Genomic DNA, 17,430 nt, shown 5'->3' with positions numbered 1-17,430 from the left:
CGTCTTCTTAGATATTATCTATATCAAATCCGCGCGAGTTTATGCGCATCCTCCCGCTGTCGTTACGCAGCGTAATCCCCGGAGTATAGCGTAGCGCGCTATCTACGTTGTTTAAATTTAGATCCTTTATCACTTGATTCGATACGACCGATACCGATTGCGGCGTTTCTCTTATGCTTAAATTTAGTCCCGTCGCGGTGCTCATATTGCCCGTCGTATACGAGCCGGTGCCTTCGGTAGTGGACAGATCGGCCTTGCCCGTGACGTTTATGGTGCCGAGATTATCGCCGTCTGAGCTCTGCGGCGTAGAATTTGCCGCGCTACCGCTTTGCGACGTGGAATTTTGTGCAATGCCTTTAGTAGCGGAACTTACGACAATGTTGCCCTGCGGCGTGGAATTTACAGTGGTAGGGCGACTTCCATGCTTTTGCACAGAGCTTTGCGATGACGAAATTTTAGAGGCAGAGCTTGCGACAGATGAGTTTTGAGAAGTGCCACTATTTTGCGCCGCAGCAAGCCAAAATGGCGAGCAAAGTAGCGCAAAAGAAAGTAAGATTTTACCCTTTTTCATAAAAATTCTTTTTAGATTTTATAATCTATATCAATTTACTGGCGGGATTATCTTACAATTCCTCTTAAATAATAATAAAATTTTTAATAAACTAAATCATAAAATTATATATGCAATTACTAATTTAACGGAATTTAATAAGATATATTGACGAATTTTCAAGCAAAATTTCTATGAATTTTAAAAAGTATATGAATTTGAAAAACGAAGGATTGAAAAATTTAAAATTCTAAAATTCCGCCGCTTTAAAATAACGTAAGCGACGGAATTTAGCGTTTATCGGCGTTTGGTCTTGCGATTACGATAGCACTAGCACCGGTACAAGCGCATTGTGCAAGATATCCTCGGAGACGCTGCCTAAAAAGAGCTTTTTGAAAAACCCCTTCGTAAAGGCACCGGTAGCGATGAGATCGAGGTTATTAGCGCGGCGATATTTGATGATCTCATCGGCGGGCACTTCGGCTTGGATGAATTTGAAAGTGGCGTTTTGAGTGCCTAAAATTTCTCGCGCTAGATCCAGCGTCCGCTCGCCCTCTGCGGCACCCGCATTGATGTGCAAGACATGCTTATGCGCGCTCGCAAGAAGCTTTGAGCCCTTTATAAACTCAAGCGTGCGTTTCGCCGCGTCAGTGCCGTCAAACGCAATGAGCACGGAGTTAATAGGTGAAAATTCCTTATTCACGAGCAGCGACGGCACGTGAAGCTCCTTTATCAGCACGCTTGCGTTAAAGCCTACGTCCTCGTTATTTGAGCCCTTGATACCGAGTACAAAAATTTCGGCTTCGTCCTTGTACTCAGCGATAACGTCGATAAAATCGCCATCTTTAATGATCTTACTCGCCTTTACGCCCGCAGCAGTCGCGGCGCAGATATATTCATCCAGCATCGCTTCGGCTTCTTCGTGGTCCTTTTCTGCATCCACGCCGCCTAGTGTGGGACTTCCGTAGCTGTTTGTAAGGATATCATTCTCTCCTAGGACGATTCCGCCTGCGGCTAGCCCATAAAAATTCTCGCCAAGCTCCGGGATTTCAACCACGTGAATAAACACGAGCTCGGCACCCAAGGTTTTAGCGACATAAATTCCATAATCTCTAACCGCTGGGGCAAGCGCATTTTGATCGACGCAAGTGATGACCTTTTTCATTTTTCGTCCTTTTAAAGATAAAATTTTAATCAAAATAAGCTTATCAAATTTTGTATAAAAGTTATTTAAATTCGGCAGACTTGAATTCGGCACGGACGATTTTGTGAAATTTAAAGCCGCGTCGTAATGGATATGTGAGGTGCGGGTACGCTTGCGACAAGTTAGCTCGGACTCAGCGTGGCAGGTGGGTGCGCTGTACAGACGCGGCAGACAAGGTGCGGCGCGGGCGATTTTGAAATTTATCAAGCCGCTAAAGGCGCGGTTTAAAGCGCCGTTATTGCGGTTAGTAGCCCAAAGATGATCCCCGGGAAATTTGCCGCGGCGAGCGGATAGTCTTTTTAGGCTTTAAAAGACCGTAGCTAACCCATATCGTGCAGTTTATCGCGGCTGCGAGCGGCTGGAGAAACGGGACTTTGTTGCCGTCTAAATTTGCCATTATGTTCGGCACATAAGATACGTACATGATGACCGACAGACATGTGCCCGCCCAACCTAAAATTTGTAAATTTCTTTCACTCATCGGCTTTCCTTGTTTTTAAGATACGTTTCAAATTTACGAATGAAACGAAGCGGGATTTTAATAGTCCAAAGATAAGAAACAAATTAAAAGATGGCTAGAAATAAAATTTGACTTAAATTTATCGCAGCGACTCCTCGTCTGCTCGTGTCTGCGTAAATTTTAAAACGGCGTTTGAGGCGCGCATTTTAAAAAAACAGAGAAATTTAAAACGCCAGGCAGCGCGTCGATGCGGCGCAACGAATAGATTTTAAATTTAAAAAGGCGGAATTTCAAGCGAAGTTTACGGCTAAATTTAAAGTAAAATTTGCCAAGGCAAAAGCCGTTAAACACGTTGCCCCAAAGGCTAGCAGTTAAATTTAAAGTAAAATTTCGCAGCGAAATTGCAGCGAAATTTTGAAAATATGAGAATTAAAATTAAATTTTAAAAGGCTCAATAGCCCGCGTTTGCGATCGCTTCGGCTTGAGAGTGCGCTATGAGCGGGTCGATGATCTCGTCGAACAAGCCGCCCGCCATGATCGCGTCCAGGCGGTAAAGTGTTAAATTTATGCGGTGGTCGCTGATACGGTTTTGCGGATAGTTGTAGGTACGAATCCGCCCCGAGCGGTCGCCGGTGCCTACCTGATCCTTGCGATCTTTGCGCTCCTTTTCGAGCCGCTCCTGCTCCTGCATATCATAAAGGCGCGCCTTTAGCACCTTCATCGCCGCCTCTTTGTTTTTGTGCTGGTCCTTGCCGTCTTGGTTGGTGACGACTAAACCGGTCGGGATGTGAGTGATACGAACGGCGCTATCGGTGGTATTTACGGACTGCCCGCCGTGGCCGGAGCTGCGCATAACGTCGATGCGAAGATCGTTCGGATTGATCTGTATCTCGCTATCCTCGATCTCGGGCATCACGGCGACGGTGATCGCGGAGGTATGCACCCTGCCCTGGCTCTCCGTTTCGGGGACGCGCTGCACGCGGTGGGTGCCGCCTTCAAATTTCAGCCGCGAATACGCTCCCGCACCCTTTACGAGCAAGATCGCTTCTTTGTAGCCGCCGACGCTGCCTTCGCTAGTGCTTACGATCTCGCATTTATAGCCGCGAAGATCGGCGTAGCGCAGATACGCGCCTAGCAGATCGCCCGCAAACAGCGCCGCTTCGTCGCCGCCTGTACCGGCGCGGATCTCCAAAAAGATATTCTTATCGTCGTTGGGGTCTTTTGGAAGCAGCAAAATTTTGATTTTTTCTTCGAGCTGCGGCTTTTGCGTCTCTAAGCTTTTAAGCTCCTCTTTGGCTAGCTCGCCGAGATCGGCATCGCTTAGCAGGGCTTTGTTTTCTTCGATCTGATCTAAAATTTTAAGATACTCGCTAGCCGCCTCTTTGATCGGCTCGATATTGCGCTGCTCCTTAGATAATGCAGTCATATTGGCGATATCCGCGGTAACAGCGGGATCGCTAAGCATGCGCGAAAGCTCGTCATAGCGATCCAAAAAAGGCTTTAGTTTATCGGCTAGCATTTAAATTTTATGCGTAAGGAGCGCTTACGCGGCGGTTTTTAAAGAATTTACGAGTTTGGCTAGGCGGCTTACTTTTCTGCTCGCGGTCTGTTTTTTCAAAAAGCCCCTGCTTACGAAGCTGTGGAAGCTTTCATTAGCCGTTTTTAGAGCCTGAGTCGCTGCGTCTAGATCCTTGCTCTCGACCGCCTCTCTTACGGCTTTTGTGATATTTTTTACTCTGGTGCGATAAAATCTATTTCGCTCCGTTCTTTTTATGGTTTGTCTCGCGCGTTTTTCGGCGGATTTGTGATTTGCCATAACGTTCCTTTTCGGTTAAATTTGAACCTGCGATTATACGTAAAAAATATTTAATCGACGCTTAATTTAAGCGGTATTTAAAACTTGTTTTGCTCTCAAATTTCTACTAGCCACCAATCGTAATTCGTAGCATGACTAAATATATACGCTATGACGATAAGGATAACTGCAAATATTACTCTATTCGAAACGTATAAACCTAAAGATACACACAATATGACTATCCAAAATATCAGCCTATACAATTTAGCTCTTCTTGTTTTTGCAACAAGTTTACTTTTTAAATAAGCGGCTCTTTTATCAATACAAATAAAATCGTCAATTATACTGCCATTAACGACTCTTTTACCTATATTTACCGCTATTGCTCTACAACTATGTATGGTAAAATAATGTGTTCCTCTTCCGCTGTCGCTCGTTTCTTCCCCCGTGGATCGAAAGTATTCTACTTTTACAAGTGCGTTTGCTCCAATCATTTTAGCTCGATTAATCATATCTTCTTTCGCTTCGTTAGGATTTCTAGAGCTACCCATTACCATCCATTTCGAAAATTCAAGAATTTCAAAATCTCTAAATTTATCCGTTACACTACAGAGAAATTTATCAGGTGATGCATAACCTACAGCTCCTTTACCTACCACCTGTATCTTTGTGGCTACGTATCCTTTTGGCGTTGCTTTTGGATCAAAATCTACCAGAAGTTTTTCACATATTTTACTTTTATCCGTATCATCAAACGACGAATAACGAAAAAAGTAATCCTTGCCGTCATCGCCTTTTATAAAACCGTATTGTTTTTGATCGAGATGCGTTTTGATGATTCCTCTCAAGCACTGGCTCCTTAAAAATTTGTTTGATAAATGATAATTATACAAAATTTTTGCTAGAATAAGAAAAATTTATTTGAATTGAGGATTTGATAATGAAACTTTTCGGAACGGACGGCGTACGCGGTAAAGCGGGAGAATTTCTAACCGCCGAGCTTGCGATGCGCGTAGCGATGGCGGCGGGGATTTATTTTAGGAAAAATTCTGTTACGAATATGATTTTAGTCGGCAAAGATACCCGCAGAAGCGGCTATATGATAGAAACCGCGATCGTAGCGGGCCTTACCTCCGTGGGCTACAACGTCCGCCAGATCGGACCGATGCCTACTCCTGCGATCGCATTTCTCACCGAGGACATGCGCTGCGACGCAGGCATCATGATAAGCGCGAGCCACAATCCATACTACGACAACGGTATTAAATTTTTCAACAGCGAAGGCTTTAAACTCGACGAAAAAGAGGAAGCGCAGATCGAAAAAATTTATTTTAACGACGAGCTCATCGCCGAAGCGCGCACCAAAATGATGCAGATAGGCGCCGCAAAACGCGTAGACGACGTCATCGGCAGATATATCGTGCATATTAAAAATTCCTTCCCTAAACAAAAGACGCTGCACGGGCTTCGCGTCGTGCTTGATTGCGCAAACGGAGCAAGCTACAAGGTCGCACCTACCGTATTTAACGAGCTAGGGGCCGAAACTATCGTCATCGGCGACGAACCTAATGGCAAAAATATTAATGATGCTTGCGGCGCACTAAGCCCGCAAAATTTAGCCTCGGAGGTCAAAAGATTACGCGCCGATGTCGGCTTTGCCTTCGACGGGGATGCCGATAGGCTCGTAGTCGTGGATGAAAACGGCGAGATCATCCACGGTGACGCGCTACTTGGAATTTTAGCGGTTTATTTGAAAGAGAAAAAACGCCTTGCGGGCGATCAGATGATCGCGACGGTGATGAGCAACTCCGCGCTGGAGGATTTTTTAGCCAAACACGGCATCGCACTTCATCGCTGCAACGTCGGCGATAAATTCGTACTTGAGATGATGCGCGAGCTGGGCGCAAATTTCGGCGGCGAGCAGAGCGGGCACGTGATTTTCGGTGATTATGCCAAAACGGGCGACGGCATCGCAAGCGCGCTGCAATTCGCCGCCTGCATGCTGGATACGCACAAAAAAGCGAGCGAACTCTCATCAATGCTTAAGCCGTATCCTCAAATTTTACGAAATTTAAAGATCGCGGATAAAAAGCCGCTTGAAAAATTAAAAGGGCTAAAGGAGTTTGAAGCAAGCCTCAAAGCGGACAAAATCCGCTCGCTCTTTCGCTACTCCGGCACCGAAAACGTTATCCGCCTCTTAATCGAGGGCAAAAACGAAAAAATGCTTCAAAAGCGAATGGACGAGGTCGAGAAATTTTTTACTAAAGCCCTAAATGAGTAGCGTTGCGGTGAAATTTTACGGCGCGACAAGCTCATGGCTCGGTACAAAAAGCGCGGACAAAAAATGCAGGCTTTACATATTTAAATTTAGGCTGCGAGATGGCTAAGACCTGTATTAAATTTATCCTGCTTTTTGTGGTGATCTTCGCGATCGATCAAGCGATCAAACTTCTGTTTTTAAACGGCTTTTCGTGGCAGGGCGAGTTTTTTTCGCTAGAGCTTACGCTTAACCGCGGCGTTGCGTTTTCGATGTTTGCGTTTTTGGGCGAAAATTTAAAATTTATCCAGATCGTGCTGATCTTGGCGCTTGCGGCGTATGTATTTTGTCATAAAAAGCTCTTTTGCGAGCACTGGGCGCCGTTTGCGCTGATGCTCGCGGGGGGCTGTTCAAACCTGCTCGATCGCTTCATTCGCGACGGCGTCGTAGATTATGTCGCATGGCATAAGTGGTTTGAGTTTGCGGTGTTTAATTTCGCCGACGTGATGATCGATCTAGCCGTGGTGATTTTTATTTTTCAGGGCTTACGCACCGCAAAAAAGGAGAAAAATGAAGAGAAATAATTATATCGCTTACGCACTTTGGTTTTTAGGTGCGTTTTCGTGGATCGCAGCTATGCCGATCGGCGGCGGACTGCATAGAATTTATTGCGGTAAATTTATCAGCGGATTTGCTCAAATCGCGCTATTTTGGCTAGGGAGCTTTACACTATGGTTTTTAGTGGGCTTTTTGTTTTGGGCGATTTGGGGAATTTGGATTTTGCTAGATATATTTTTCGTAGGAATTTGGGTGGAAGATTTAAATGCTTTTGTAAGTGAGACGGAGGAAGACGACTACGAGGGGCGTCTGAAAAAGGTCGATGCACTTTATGAGCTGTATCAAAAAGGCGCGATTTCTAAAGAGGAATTCGAAGCGCGAAAAGAAATTTTAATGAGAGATTAAGGAGAAAAAATGAGTTACTATTGGTTTAAATTTGTCCATTTTGCGGGTTTTATTTCATGGATGGCGATGCTATTTTATATGCCGCGTCTGTATGTTTATCACGCTGAAAATTTAGACAAGCCGGATTTCGTAAAGGTCGTTAAAAAGATGGAGCGGATGCTGTATCACGCGATCGGCTGGATAGCAATGGCAGTGACGGTTTTTAGCGGCGTGATGCTTATTATTTTAAATCCGGGGCTTATGAAAATGGGATATTTTCATATAAAATTACTAGCCGGAGTTTTGCTAATCTGTTATCATTTGTGGCTGTATTATTATATGTATAAATTTGAAAAAAACGAGTGCCACAGGAGCGGAAAATACTTCCGTGCGATCAACGAAGGCCCTACGATCATAATGTTTATAATACTTTATGCAATGCTAATAATGCCGAATTTACCGAGTAACTAGCCCGTTTTGATAAAAATTTAATTAAAATTTGCATAAAATTAGAGCAAAATTTTAAAGGAAGCATGTGCAACATATCATTAAGAAAATTTTATCAAGTGAAAGTAGCGCCGGCGTTATATTACTTCTATCGGCCGTTTTTGCAATCGTAGCTCAAAATGTGGACTTTTTATCAAAATATTATGAGGCGTTTTTACATCTAAACTTCACCATAGGCGTCGGCCCTGCAAAGCTCGATGAATCGATGCATTTTTTGGTAAACGATGTGCTCATGGCGATATTTTTCTTCGCTATCGGACTTGAGCTAAAGCGCGAAAAGATCGAAGGGCAGCTACGCCATTTTTCTCAAATTTTACTTCCTAGCTTCGCAGCTTTGGGCGGAGTAATGATGCCCGCGATTATATTTTCGATCATTAACTGGGGCGATGCCGTCGCGATGAAGGGCTGGGCGATCCCGACGGCGACCGACATAGCCTTTGCCGTGGGTGTGATGGCACTTTTGGGCAAAAAAATCCCCGCGAGCCTTAAAATTTTCGTTTTAACGCTTGCAATAATGGACGATCTGTGTGCAATTTTAATCATCGCTTTGTTTTATTCCTCAACCATAAACGCAATCTATCTAGGCGGCGCAGCTACCTGTGTCGCAATAATGCTAGCGATGAGCAGACTTGGCGTCGATAAAAAGCTTCCGTTTATCATCGTGGCCGTGGTGCTGTGGGTAATGGTACTAAACTCTGGTATCCACGCGACTATCGCAGGAGTGCTTGCGGGCTTTTGTATCCCGCTTAAGACCCGCTCGGGCTCGATGCTAAAGGATATGGAACACGGCCTAGCCTACCCCGTAAATTTCTTCATCTTGCCGATCTTTGCCTTTACAAACGCAGGCGTTTCGCTAGCAGGCATCAGTCCTAGCTTCCTTTTCGGTCCGGTGCCTATGGGTATAATGCTCGGACTATTTTTCGGTAAACAGATCGGAATTTTTGCCTTTAGCTGGATCTTAATCAAAGCCAAAATCGCCTACATGCCCGAAAACGCAGGCTGGCCGCAGCTTTACGCAGTAGCAATTATCTGTGGTATCGGCTTTACGATGGCACTTTTCGTCGATGGTCTCGCATACGGCGGCAGCGATCTGTATCACTACACCGATAAACTCGCGGTATTTTTAGGCTCGATAATTTCCGGGGCAGTGGGATTTTTCGTCGCAAAAGCAGTCGCGGTAAAACAAAGCTAAATTCCATAAAAAGATTAAAATTTTAAAATTTTACGAGCAACACAAAATTTCAAAATTTTAAGGACGGCTCTAAATTTTAAAATTTATAATCTAGAAAATTTAGCTTGAAATTCTGTTTAATCTAAGTACAGCTTAAACTACCAAAATTCCTGCATTTTGCATTAAGCTTAGCGCACATTCGTCGTAGTAGCCGCGCTCATGGTTCGGCGCGTCATACGTAGCTACCGCACCTCGCGGAACGATGACATCTTTATCCTCTCCCGTTTCGTTAAGATAGGTACGCAGGCTAAGCGCAAACTGCATCACGCAGATGTCGGTGCAACAGCCCGTAATCACGAAGCGATCGAAGCCACCCAAAATTTTCTTATCCAAATTATGAAAGCCGTTCGTGCTGCGCTTAAAAGTGACGTTTTGCTCGCTTACAAACGGCGCAAGCTCCTCGATCACCTCCGCTTCGGGCGAGCCAACTAGGCAGTGAACCGGATAGCGCTTCATCTCCAAATCACGCTCGGCGTGAGCGTCGCAGATGAAATGCGCATTTTTCGCCGCCTCAATCTGCCTAATCACCGCAGGAGCGATCTTTGCGATGCTGGGATCGGCCATCGCGCCGAACTTTACGAAGCCGTTTAGCATATCGATCACAAACACCAAAGTTTTCATCAAAACTCCTTATAAATTTCAGGTTTCATATCTTTTAAAAGATCCATTTTAGCGCGAAATTTTAAAATTTCATTTAAATCCGCTCGAGCAATCTTCACGGCCTCTTTTTTGTCTAGGCGCGCGACGATCTCACCGCCCGGACCGATCAGCATGGAATTTCCGCCGAAACTCTCGCCCTGCCCCGTATCGCCGCAGCCGTTTACCGCGCAGATAAAAATTTGATTTTCGATCGCACGGGCTCTCGCAAGCGTGATAAAATGCTCTATGCGGCTCTGCGCAAACTGCGCGATCACAAAAACAATCTGTGCACCGCGAAGCGCTAAGGCGCGAAAAATTTCACAAAAGCGCAGATCATAGCAGATCGCGACGCCGATTTTGACCGCGCGATTTTGAAATTTTATCTCGCAAATGCCTAGCTTATCTCCGCCGCTTACGATCTCGTTTTCGTGAGCGAGCGAGAAGGCGTGGATCTTGTCGTAGCGTAAAATTTCGGCTCCGTTTTGATAGATAAAAGCGGAATTATAAATTTTATTTTGCTTGGAATTTATCGCTCCACCAACCAAAACAGCGCCGCTTTTTCGCGAAATTTCGCTTAAAAATTTTTTTGTATGAGTAGCGTTCATATCAGCTAGCTCTTTAAATTTAGCCGTATTGAAGCCCGTATTAAAGGCTTCCGGCAGCACCGCTACGTCCGCGCCGCGCTTTAACGCGCGATCTATCAGCCCGCGCGCGCGGATAAAATTTTGCTCACAATCTGCAAAATTTTGAGCTACTTTCACATCCATTTGCAAAATAGCGATTTTCATATAAACCCTCCTATTTAGGCGCTAAACGCATAACATTTGCATGCGTAAGCGCGATAGCTATGGCATCAGTGATATCAAGCGGCTTAATCTCTTTATTAATCCCCAAGATCCGCTTCACCATGAAAGCAACCTGCTCCTTCGCCGCCTTTGCCTTGCCCGTGACCGATTTTTTTACCTGAAGCGGCGTGTATTCGACAAAATTTCCAAAAATTTGTAAAATTTTAAGGGCCAGCGCACCGCGAAACTGAGCGAGCTTTAAAACAGACTGCGGATTGTAGGCATAAAACATCGATTCTATCGCGACCTCATCGATCTTATGAGCACTAAAAATTTGATCGATCGCCTCACTCATCTGCGTCATTTGAAATTGAACGTTTTCGGCCTTCATTTTTACCAATCCGGCCTCGATGAGTTTGATCTTATTCACATCTTTTTCCAAAATCGCATAGCCTAAATTTCTAGTTCCTGGATCAATTCCTAAAATTTTCATAACCACCTTTCACACTTATTCACAGTTTAATCACCGGTGAATAAACTGAAATTTACCGCAAATTTAGTGAAATTTAGCTAAAATAGCGGCTTAATTTATAAGGGAATTCAATGGCGACGTCGCAAGCACAAGAAATTTTATCGAATTTAGAGAAGGAAATTTTACCTACCGAATACTCTAGATACATTAAAAATTTGAAATTTAACGATAAAAACTCGACACCCCAATTTTTCATATACAACGCAACTAACGAGTTTATCGCTAAATACGCTCAGACAAAATACGGCACTAAAATAAAAGAGCTTATCAAAAAACAGTTCGGGCTTAATGACGTGATCGTTAAAATCACCTCAAAAACTAAGATTTCGCCGAAAGAAAAGGTAAAAATCATCTCGGAAAAGCCAAAGAGCACCATTTTAAGCGAAAATTACAACTTCGAAAATTTTATCATCGGCGATTCAAATAAATTTGCCTTCGAGTGTTCGGTATCCGTCGCAAAAGAGCCCGGAATTCGCTTTAATCCGCTCTTTATCTACGGACCTAGCGGGCTTGGAAAAACTCACCTGCTTCAATCGATCGGAAATTACTGCATCAAAAAGGGAAAGACCGTCATCTGCGTCACCAGCGAGCAGTTCGCCAATGATTTTGTCTTTAATCTCAAAAACAACTCGATCGATAAATTTAAACAAAAATACCGCAACTGCGACGTTTTGCTCATCGACGATATTCAATTTTTGATCGGGCGCGACAAAGCTCAAGAGGAGCTTTTTTATACATTCAACGAGCTAAAAGACAAAAACTGCCAAATCGTGCTAACCAACGACCTGCCGCCGAAATTTTTAAAAGGTTTTGAAAATCGCCTCACGACGCGTTTTGAAAGCGGCATCATAGCAAATATCACTCCGCCGAATCTTGAAACTAAAATCGCCATTATCAATAAAAAGAGTGAAGAAAATCGCGTTAGAATTCCACACGATGTCGTAGAATACATCGCTGCAAATATGGGCGATAATATCCGCGAGATCGAGGGCGCAATAAACAAACTAAATGCCTATTCCTCGATACTTCGCACAAAGATCACGCTAGAATTTACCAAAAGTACACTGCAAGATCAAATTCACCAAAAATATTCAAGCGTGAGCCTCGAACACGTCATAGAGGTGATCTCAAAAGAACTAAACGTAAAACCTAGCGAGCTAAAGAGTAAAACGCGAAGTAAAAATGTCGTCGAAGCGCGCCAAATTTGCATATATTTAACCAAACAGCTAACTCAAAACTCAATGCCAAAAATCGCCGCATTTTTTAATCTAAAGGATCACAGCGCCATCAGCAAAAATATCAAAAAAATCAACGAGCTCATTCAAACCGATGAGATATTAAAGATAAAAATTGAAGAGCTAAAAAACAAAATAACCAAAAAGGATAAGAATGAAATTTAGACTTTATGAAAATAAAGCAAAAAAGGTGAATAAAAGTGAATAAAACAAAGCTACTTACTCACTGGATAAACTACCTAAAGACAAGCTTTAGGATAAGTTTTTCACAAAAACCTCTTACCAACTACTACAACGATAAAAATTTAAAAGGATAAAAATATGAAAGTGTTAATCACTAAAAAACTTTTAGAAGAGATAGTTTCAAATACTAGCTCCTATCTCGATAAGAAAGATCTAAGCTCGATAACTTCGCATCTTTTGATGAGCGCTAAAGATGGAATTTTTAGTATAAAAGCTACCGATCATGAAATTGGTCTAAGCTATAATTTACAAAATATCTCAATAGAAATGGAAGGAGAAGCTACGGCAAACGGAGGCAAACTTCTTAGCGTTATTAAAGGCTTAAGCGACGATAGCGTTACTTTAGAGACCGTCAACGGAGCGCTATTCGTAAAGCAAAAAAAATCTAAGTACAAGCTTCCGATGTTCGAGACGAGGGATTTTCCGAGCTTTCCTACAATAGATGGTAAAAACAGCTTTGACGTAAACGCTGGAATTTTAGGAAGAAGTCTTAAAAAAATCTATCCGTCGATTGACACGAACAATCCAAAATATGAGCTAAACGGAGCTTTGATCGACGTAAAAGAGGGCTTTTTAAATTTAGTCGGAACCGATACGAAGCGACTTAGCGTTTATAAGCTGATCACTCAATCAAAAGCGGGCGAGCTCGATACTAAAATTTTAATCCCTAAAAAGGCAATAGGCGAAATTCAAAAGCTATTTTCGGATAAAATTAAAATTTACTACGACGAAAACGTGCTGCTAGCGGTGAGCGAAAATTTTGAGTTTTTTACAAAGCTTATTAACGGCAAATTTCCAAACTACGAGCGGGTAATCCCAAGCGATACGGCATATAAAATTTCAATTCCGCGCGATAAGATGGTAAGCGGCGTGCGAGCGATAAACGCGATGTGCGAGGAGATGAAGGTTACCATTAAAAAGGACGGAATGGTTTTTGAGAGCATCAACGAGGATAATTCCGAGGCAAAAACCGAAATTGAAGCAGCGATCGAGATAAACGGCGAGATAGTTTTCGGCGTGAAAAATCGCTTTTTGCTCGATTTTTTAAGTAGCATCGAGAGCGAAATTTTTGAGCTTGATTTTAACAGCTCCGATACGGCGTTTGTGCTTAGCGCGGATGGTTTAAAAACGGTCGTCATGCCGATAAATAATATTTAAAGGAAAAATATGAAACAAAATTACGGCGCCAGTAATATTAAAGTTTTAAAAGGTCTTGAGGCTGTTAGAAAGCGCCCTGGAATGTATATCGGAGACACCAACATCGGCGGACTTCATCATATGATTTATGAGGTTGTAGATAATTCGATCGATGAGGCGATGGCAGGGTACTGTGACACGATCGATGTCGAGATCACTAGCGAAGGAAGCTGTATCGTTAGCGATAACGGTCGTGGAATCCCCGTCGATATACACCCGACTGAAAAAATTCCTGCCGCGACGGTGGTTCTGACCGTGCTTCACGCAGGCGGTAAATTTGACAAAGACACTTATAAAGTCTCCGGCGGTCTGCACGGCGTGGGCGTTAGCGTTGTAAATGCGCTTTCAAAAAAGCTCGTTGCTACGATCAAACGTGACGGAAATATTTATAGACAAGAATTTGCCAAAGGAATTCCTACTACCGAGCTTGAAAAGATAAAAACTACTAATCGTACGGGTACTACGATCGAGTTTTGGCCCGACGGCGAAATTTTTGAAATTTTAGAATTTGACGATGAAATTTTATCAAAAAGATTTCGCGAGCTAGCGTATCTAAATCCAAAAATTACGATAAATTTTAAAGATAATCGCACGGGCAGGGACGAGCACTTTCACTTCGAAGGCGGCTTGGAAAGCTTCGTAAATGATATGAATAAAGCGCCTGCCATATCCAAAGCTGTATCGTTTAGTGATAGCGCGGATGATGTTATGGTCGATTTTGCGCTGATGTATAACGAAACGTATAGCGAAAATTTATTAAGCTTCGTAAATAATATCAAAACTCCGGACGGCGGTACGCACGAGGCGGGTTTTAGAGCGGGTCTTACGCGCGCGATAACAAATTACGTCGCGGCAAATGCGGCTGCGCGCGAAAAGGACACGAAGATTACCGGCGACGACGTTCGCGAGGGACTCATCGCGGTAATTAGCGTAAAGGTTCCCGAACCACAGTTTGAAGGACAGACGAAGGGAAAATTAGGCTCCAGCTACGTTAAGCCGATCGTGCAAAAGATGGCGTTTGAAGTGCTTAGTAAGTATTTTGAAGAAAATCCGATTGAAGCGCGCGCTATTATGAATAAGGCTCTTTTAGCTGCGCGCGGTCGTGAAGCGGCGAAGAAGGCGCGCGATCTAACGCGCAGAAAAGACAATATAAATTCTGTAGGGACCCTTCCCGGAAAGTTAGCCGATTGCCAGAGTAAGGATGCGAGTATCAGCGAAATTTATCTAGTCGAGGGCGATAGCGCGGGCGGTTCGGCGAAGCAGGGAAGAGACCGCGTGTTTCAAGCGATCCTACCGCTTAGAGGTAAAATTTTAAACGTAGAAAAGGCGCGGCTGGATAGAATTTTGCAATCCGAAGAGATTAAAAATATGATCACGGCCTTTGGTTGCGGTATCGGCGAGGAATTTAACGAAGAGAAGCTTCGCTATCACAAAATCATTATTATGACCGATGCGGACGTCGACGGCAGCCACATCCAGACGCTGCTTTTAACCTTTTTCTTTAGATTTTTACGCCCTGTTGTCGAAAACGGCTATGTTTATCTGGCACAGCCGCCGCTTTTTAGATATAAAAAGGGTAAAAAAGAAATTTATCTAAAAGACGAAAAAGCGCTGAGTGAGTTTTTGATCGAAACGGGCATCGATATGGGCGAGTTTGAAGGTATCGGCAACGAGGATCTGATCGATTATCTAAAAATAGTCTCAAACTACCGCTCGCTTCTTAATGAGCTTAAAAAGCGCTTCAGCGTGCTTAGCGCGATCAGATTTTTGATAGAAAACAACGAAGCGCGAAGTCTTGATTATGAGGAGCTATTTAAAATTTTAAAACCGCGTTTGGAAAGCGAAGGATTTAATATCTTAAATTCCTACGTAAATGATGAAGGCATTAGAATTTACGTTCAGACGCCAAGCGGTCTAGAACAGCTCGTGATAGATGAGAATTTATTCGGCAATTATATCTTTGAAGAGGCGATCAGAGTTTATTCTAAGATCAAAGAGCGGGATGTAAGCTTTGGCAAGGATTTTATTGAAATTTTAGACGAAATCGAAAAAAGCTCGAAAAAAGGCGCTTATATTCAGCGCTATAAAGGTCTTGGAGAGATGAATCCGGAGCAGCTTTGGGAAACCACTATGAGCCCTGAAAATAGAAGGCTTTTAAAAATTAGCATTGCAGACGCACAAAGTGCTAGTGATACCTTTAATCTTTTTATGGGTGACGAGGTTGAACCGCGTAGGAACTACATCCAAGATCATGCCAAAGATGTTAAACACTTGGATATATAATGTCTGTTTTATTTAGTGAGACCAAAGAGCGTGAAAACCGTTTCATAACGGCGCTTAAAATTTCGGTGCCGTTTACCTGCGTTTTGATTGTTTTCGGAATTATTTTATTCCGAAATGGCGAGTTTAAATTTGATGACGTAATTTTGTTTTTGATACTTTTGATCTGCTATGTTTATTATGTCATCTATCAAATTTATTTCGGCTTTCAAAAGACTCTGATCGATCCCGTTACTCACGTATTTGTGCGCGAGGAGATCGAAAAAATTTTAAGCAACGATCTAGCTAAAAATCGTCAAATAAATATCGTTCTTTTGCGAATTAAAAATATCATCGACATAAACGATCGATACGGATATAAAAACGGCGATGAAATTTTATATGAGTATTGTAAGGAACTTTCAAATTTTATGGCGGAGCAGGGTTTTAAGGACCTTCCGATCGGGCGCTTTATAAACGGCTACTTTGTATTCGGAGTGGAATCAAAAGCTACAAATTTAAGCCATATTTTGCGGATGTTTGAGCATAAAATTTCAAGTCAAACGATCAAAAACGTAGAGATAAAAAGTGAATTTACGATGCTTCCAAGTTCATATGATCGCAATCTGCATAATATCGTAAATGCGCTATTTTATAAGATCAATCACCTGAACGACGAAGAACACGGCGAGAAGGCTATTGACGTAGAGAAAGTATTAATAGACGTGTTTTCCGCCGACGTAATGGAAGCGATTGATAGCGAAAATTTCAGTTTTAAATATCAGCGCGTCGCGGATAAAAACGGCGTAAAATCGCATATAAATTTGATCCCGAAGCTCGATCTAAGAAGCGGCGAAAAGATCACAAAAAGTAGAATTTTAGATATTTTGCTTCTAAATCATTACGATATTAAATACGATATTTCGATGATGAGACAAATTTCTAGAATCATCTATTTTAAAGATATTGACGCTAAAATTTTCATCGAGATTATGCCTCAGACCCTACGAAATAACGAGTTTCGCAATGAAATTTTAAAGCTCATCGATAATAATCTGATCGATCCAAAAAAGATTGTGTTTGAGTTTAACGAAAAGCTTATCTATTCGGAGATTAAGCGCTTTGATGAAATTTTAATTAAATTCCGCGAACTCGGTTTTAGCTTCGCGCTGTCGCAGTTTGGCGGTTCAAACGCTAGCTTTGAATATTTAAAATTTTTAGAAGTGGATTTTATCGTTTATGATATAGAATTTAACAAAAATTTAGACGATGAAAAGATTAAAAATATATTTATAGGCATCAACGAAGCCTGCGCAAAATCGGGCGTCAAAACCATAATGCGCTTTGTAGATAAGCAGGAATTTCAAATGCAACTTTATAAAATGGGTATCGATTATATTCAGGGATTTTGCGTCGAAAAGCCGAACGATATATCGAATTTAAGGAGATCATAGTGAGATACGGCGAAGAGGAAATTGAAAAATTCGATATAGAAAATATGGAAGTTTGGCCCAATAAACAGAAGCGCGATTATCTGATAAAAATTACCCTGCCCGAGTTTTGCTGCCGCTGCCCACGCTCTGGCTATCCG

The 17,430-nt window shown here is 42.7% G+C and carries 18 protein-coding genes and 1 pseudogene; 10 read left to right on the top strand and 9 right to left on the bottom strand.

Translation table 11 applies throughout. The annotated features are described in order from the left end of the window. Nucleotides 1-7: 7 nt before the first annotated feature. The 6 genes from Q0144_RS07855 to Q0144_RS07830 form a co-directional block, all read right to left on the bottom strand. Complete coding sequence (locus tag Q0144_RS07855; RefSeq protein WP_298063085.1) at nucleotides 8-571, bottom strand: TonB-dependent receptor plug domain-containing protein; 564 nt, start codon at nucleotides 569-571, stop codon at nucleotides 8-10. 298 nt (nucleotides 572-869) lie between these two features. Next, the gene (locus Q0144_RS07850) at nucleotides 870-1,715 is read right to left on the bottom strand and encodes a universal stress protein (RefSeq protein ID WP_298063083.1); all 846 of its coding nucleotides are present in this window, start codon (nucleotides 1,713-1,715) and stop codon (nucleotides 870-872) included. A gap of 283 nt (nucleotides 1,716-1,998) precedes the next feature. Then, entirely contained in the window at nucleotides 1,999-2,235 is a 237-nt protein-coding gene (locus Q0144_RS07845) for a SemiSWEET family transporter (protein WP_298063080.1), read from the bottom strand. A gap of 430 nt (nucleotides 2,236-2,665) precedes the next feature. After that, nucleotides 2,666-3,733, bottom strand: coding sequence for a peptide chain release factor 1 (gene prfA / locus Q0144_RS07840; RefSeq protein WP_297944516.1), 1,068 nt, complete (start codon nucleotides 3,731-3,733; stop codon nucleotides 2,666-2,668). Between the two features lie 24 nt (nucleotides 3,734-3,757). Beyond that, nucleotides 3,758-4,030 (bottom strand): 30S ribosomal protein S20, encoded by a 273-nt coding sequence (gene rpsT, locus Q0144_RS07835; RefSeq protein WP_291938896.1) that lies wholly within the window; start codon nucleotides 4,028-4,030, stop codon nucleotides 3,758-3,760. A 95-nt stretch (nucleotides 4,031-4,125) separates the two neighbouring features. Then, complete coding sequence (locus tag Q0144_RS07830; RefSeq protein ID WP_298063078.1) at nucleotides 4,126-4,860, bottom strand: cold shock domain-containing protein; 735 nt, start codon at nucleotides 4,858-4,860, stop codon at nucleotides 4,126-4,128. 92 nt (nucleotides 4,861-4,952) lie between these two features. Here Q0144_RS07830 and glmM point away from each other — a divergent pair, with 92 nt between their 5' ends. The 5 genes from glmM (at nucleotide 4,953) to nhaA (ending at nucleotide 8,910) form a co-directional block, all read left to right on the top strand. After that, the gene (glmM, locus tag Q0144_RS07825; RefSeq protein ID WP_298063076.1) at nucleotides 4,953-6,293 is read left to right on the top strand and encodes a phosphoglucosamine mutase; all 1,341 of its coding nucleotides are present in this window, start codon (nucleotides 4,953-4,955) and stop codon (nucleotides 6,291-6,293) included. Between the two features lie 98 nt (nucleotides 6,294-6,391). After that, nucleotides 6,392-6,853 carry a signal peptidase II gene (gene lspA / locus Q0144_RS07820; protein WP_297944526.1) on the top strand — a complete coding sequence of 154 codons (462 nt, stop codon included), beginning with the start codon at nucleotides 6,392-6,394 and terminating at the stop codon, nucleotides 6,851-6,853. Continuing rightward, nucleotides 6,840-7,232 carry an SHOCT domain-containing protein gene (locus tag Q0144_RS07815; protein ID WP_297944529.1) on the top strand — a complete coding sequence of 131 codons (393 nt, stop codon included), beginning with the start codon at nucleotides 6,840-6,842 and terminating at the stop codon, nucleotides 7,230-7,232. Before lspA ends, Q0144_RS07815 begins: the two co-directional genes overlap by 14 nt. 9 nt (nucleotides 7,233-7,241) lie before the next feature. Continuing rightward, entirely contained in the window at nucleotides 7,242-7,682 is a 441-nt protein-coding gene (locus tag Q0144_RS07810) for a CopD family protein (protein WP_177386933.1), read from the top strand. Nucleotides 7,683-7,746: 64 nt separating this feature from the next. Then, a complete protein-coding gene (gene nhaA, locus Q0144_RS07805; protein WP_298063074.1) occupies nucleotides 7,747-8,910 on the top strand; it encodes a Na+/H+ antiporter NhaA in 1,164 nt (387 codons plus the stop codon). Between the two features lie 132 nt (nucleotides 8,911-9,042). Here the strand turns inward: nhaA and Q0144_RS07800 are convergent, their stop codons facing one another. Genes Q0144_RS07800 through ruvC form a run of 3 tightly spaced genes read right to left on the bottom strand, consistent with a single transcriptional unit; the run spans nucleotide 9,043 to nucleotide 10,866 of the window. Continuing rightward, on the bottom strand, nucleotides 9,043-9,570 hold the full coding sequence (locus Q0144_RS07800) for an isochorismatase family cysteine hydrolase (protein ID WP_298063073.1): 528 nt from the start codon (nucleotides 9,568-9,570) through the stop codon (nucleotides 9,043-9,045). Then, on the bottom strand, nucleotides 9,570-10,376 hold the full coding sequence (locus tag Q0144_RS07795) for a nitrilase-related carbon-nitrogen hydrolase (RefSeq protein ID WP_298063068.1): 807 nt from the start codon (nucleotides 10,374-10,376) through the stop codon (nucleotides 9,570-9,572). Before Q0144_RS07795 ends, Q0144_RS07800 begins: the two co-directional genes overlap by 1 nt. Nucleotides 10,377-10,386: 10 nt before the next feature. Continuing rightward, on the bottom strand, nucleotides 10,387-10,866 hold the full coding sequence (gene ruvC / locus Q0144_RS07790) for a crossover junction endodeoxyribonuclease RuvC (RefSeq protein WP_298063067.1): 480 nt from the start codon (nucleotides 10,864-10,866) through the stop codon (nucleotides 10,387-10,389). Between the two features lie 110 nt (nucleotides 10,867-10,976). Here ruvC and dnaA point away from each other — a divergent pair, with 110 nt between their 5' ends. From dnaA to Q0144_RS07765, 5 genes and pseudogenes are all read left to right on the top strand, one after another. After that, nucleotides 10,977-12,305, top strand: a complete 1,329-nt coding sequence (gene dnaA / locus Q0144_RS07785; RefSeq protein WP_298063064.1) for a chromosomal replication initiator protein DnaA — start codon at nucleotides 10,977-10,979, stop codon at nucleotides 12,303-12,305. Between the two features lie 156 nt (nucleotides 12,306-12,461). After that, nucleotides 12,462-13,541, top strand: a complete 1,080-nt coding sequence (gene dnaN / locus Q0144_RS07780; RefSeq protein ID WP_298063062.1) for a DNA polymerase III subunit beta — start codon at nucleotides 12,462-12,464, stop codon at nucleotides 13,539-13,541. Nucleotides 13,542-13,550: 9 nt separating this feature from the next. Beyond that, entirely contained in the window at nucleotides 13,551-15,863 is a 2,313-nt protein-coding gene (gene gyrB / locus Q0144_RS07775) for a DNA topoisomerase (ATP-hydrolyzing) subunit B (protein WP_298063059.1), read from the top strand. Further along, nucleotides 15,863-17,293 carry an EAL domain-containing protein gene (locus Q0144_RS07770; RefSeq protein ID WP_298063054.1) on the top strand — a complete coding sequence of 477 codons (1,431 nt, stop codon included), beginning with the start codon at nucleotides 15,863-15,865 and terminating at the stop codon, nucleotides 17,291-17,293. The genes gyrB and Q0144_RS07770 overlap by 1 nt, the downstream gene beginning before the upstream one ends. Further along, nucleotides 17,293-17,430 (top strand): annotated as a pseudogene (locus Q0144_RS07765) (NADPH-dependent 7-cyano-7-deazaguanine reductase QueF); the annotation flags it as partial. The gene Q0144_RS07770 and the pseudogene Q0144_RS07765, both read left to right, overlap by 1 nt.

This window comes from uncultured Campylobacter sp., from assembly GCF_938045345.1.
GTDB lineage: Bacteria > Campylobacterota > Campylobacteria > Campylobacterales > Campylobacteraceae > Campylobacter_B.
The sequence above is the reverse complement of the archived record's forward strand: the minus strand, read 5'-3'. Positions and strand labels throughout refer to the sequence as shown.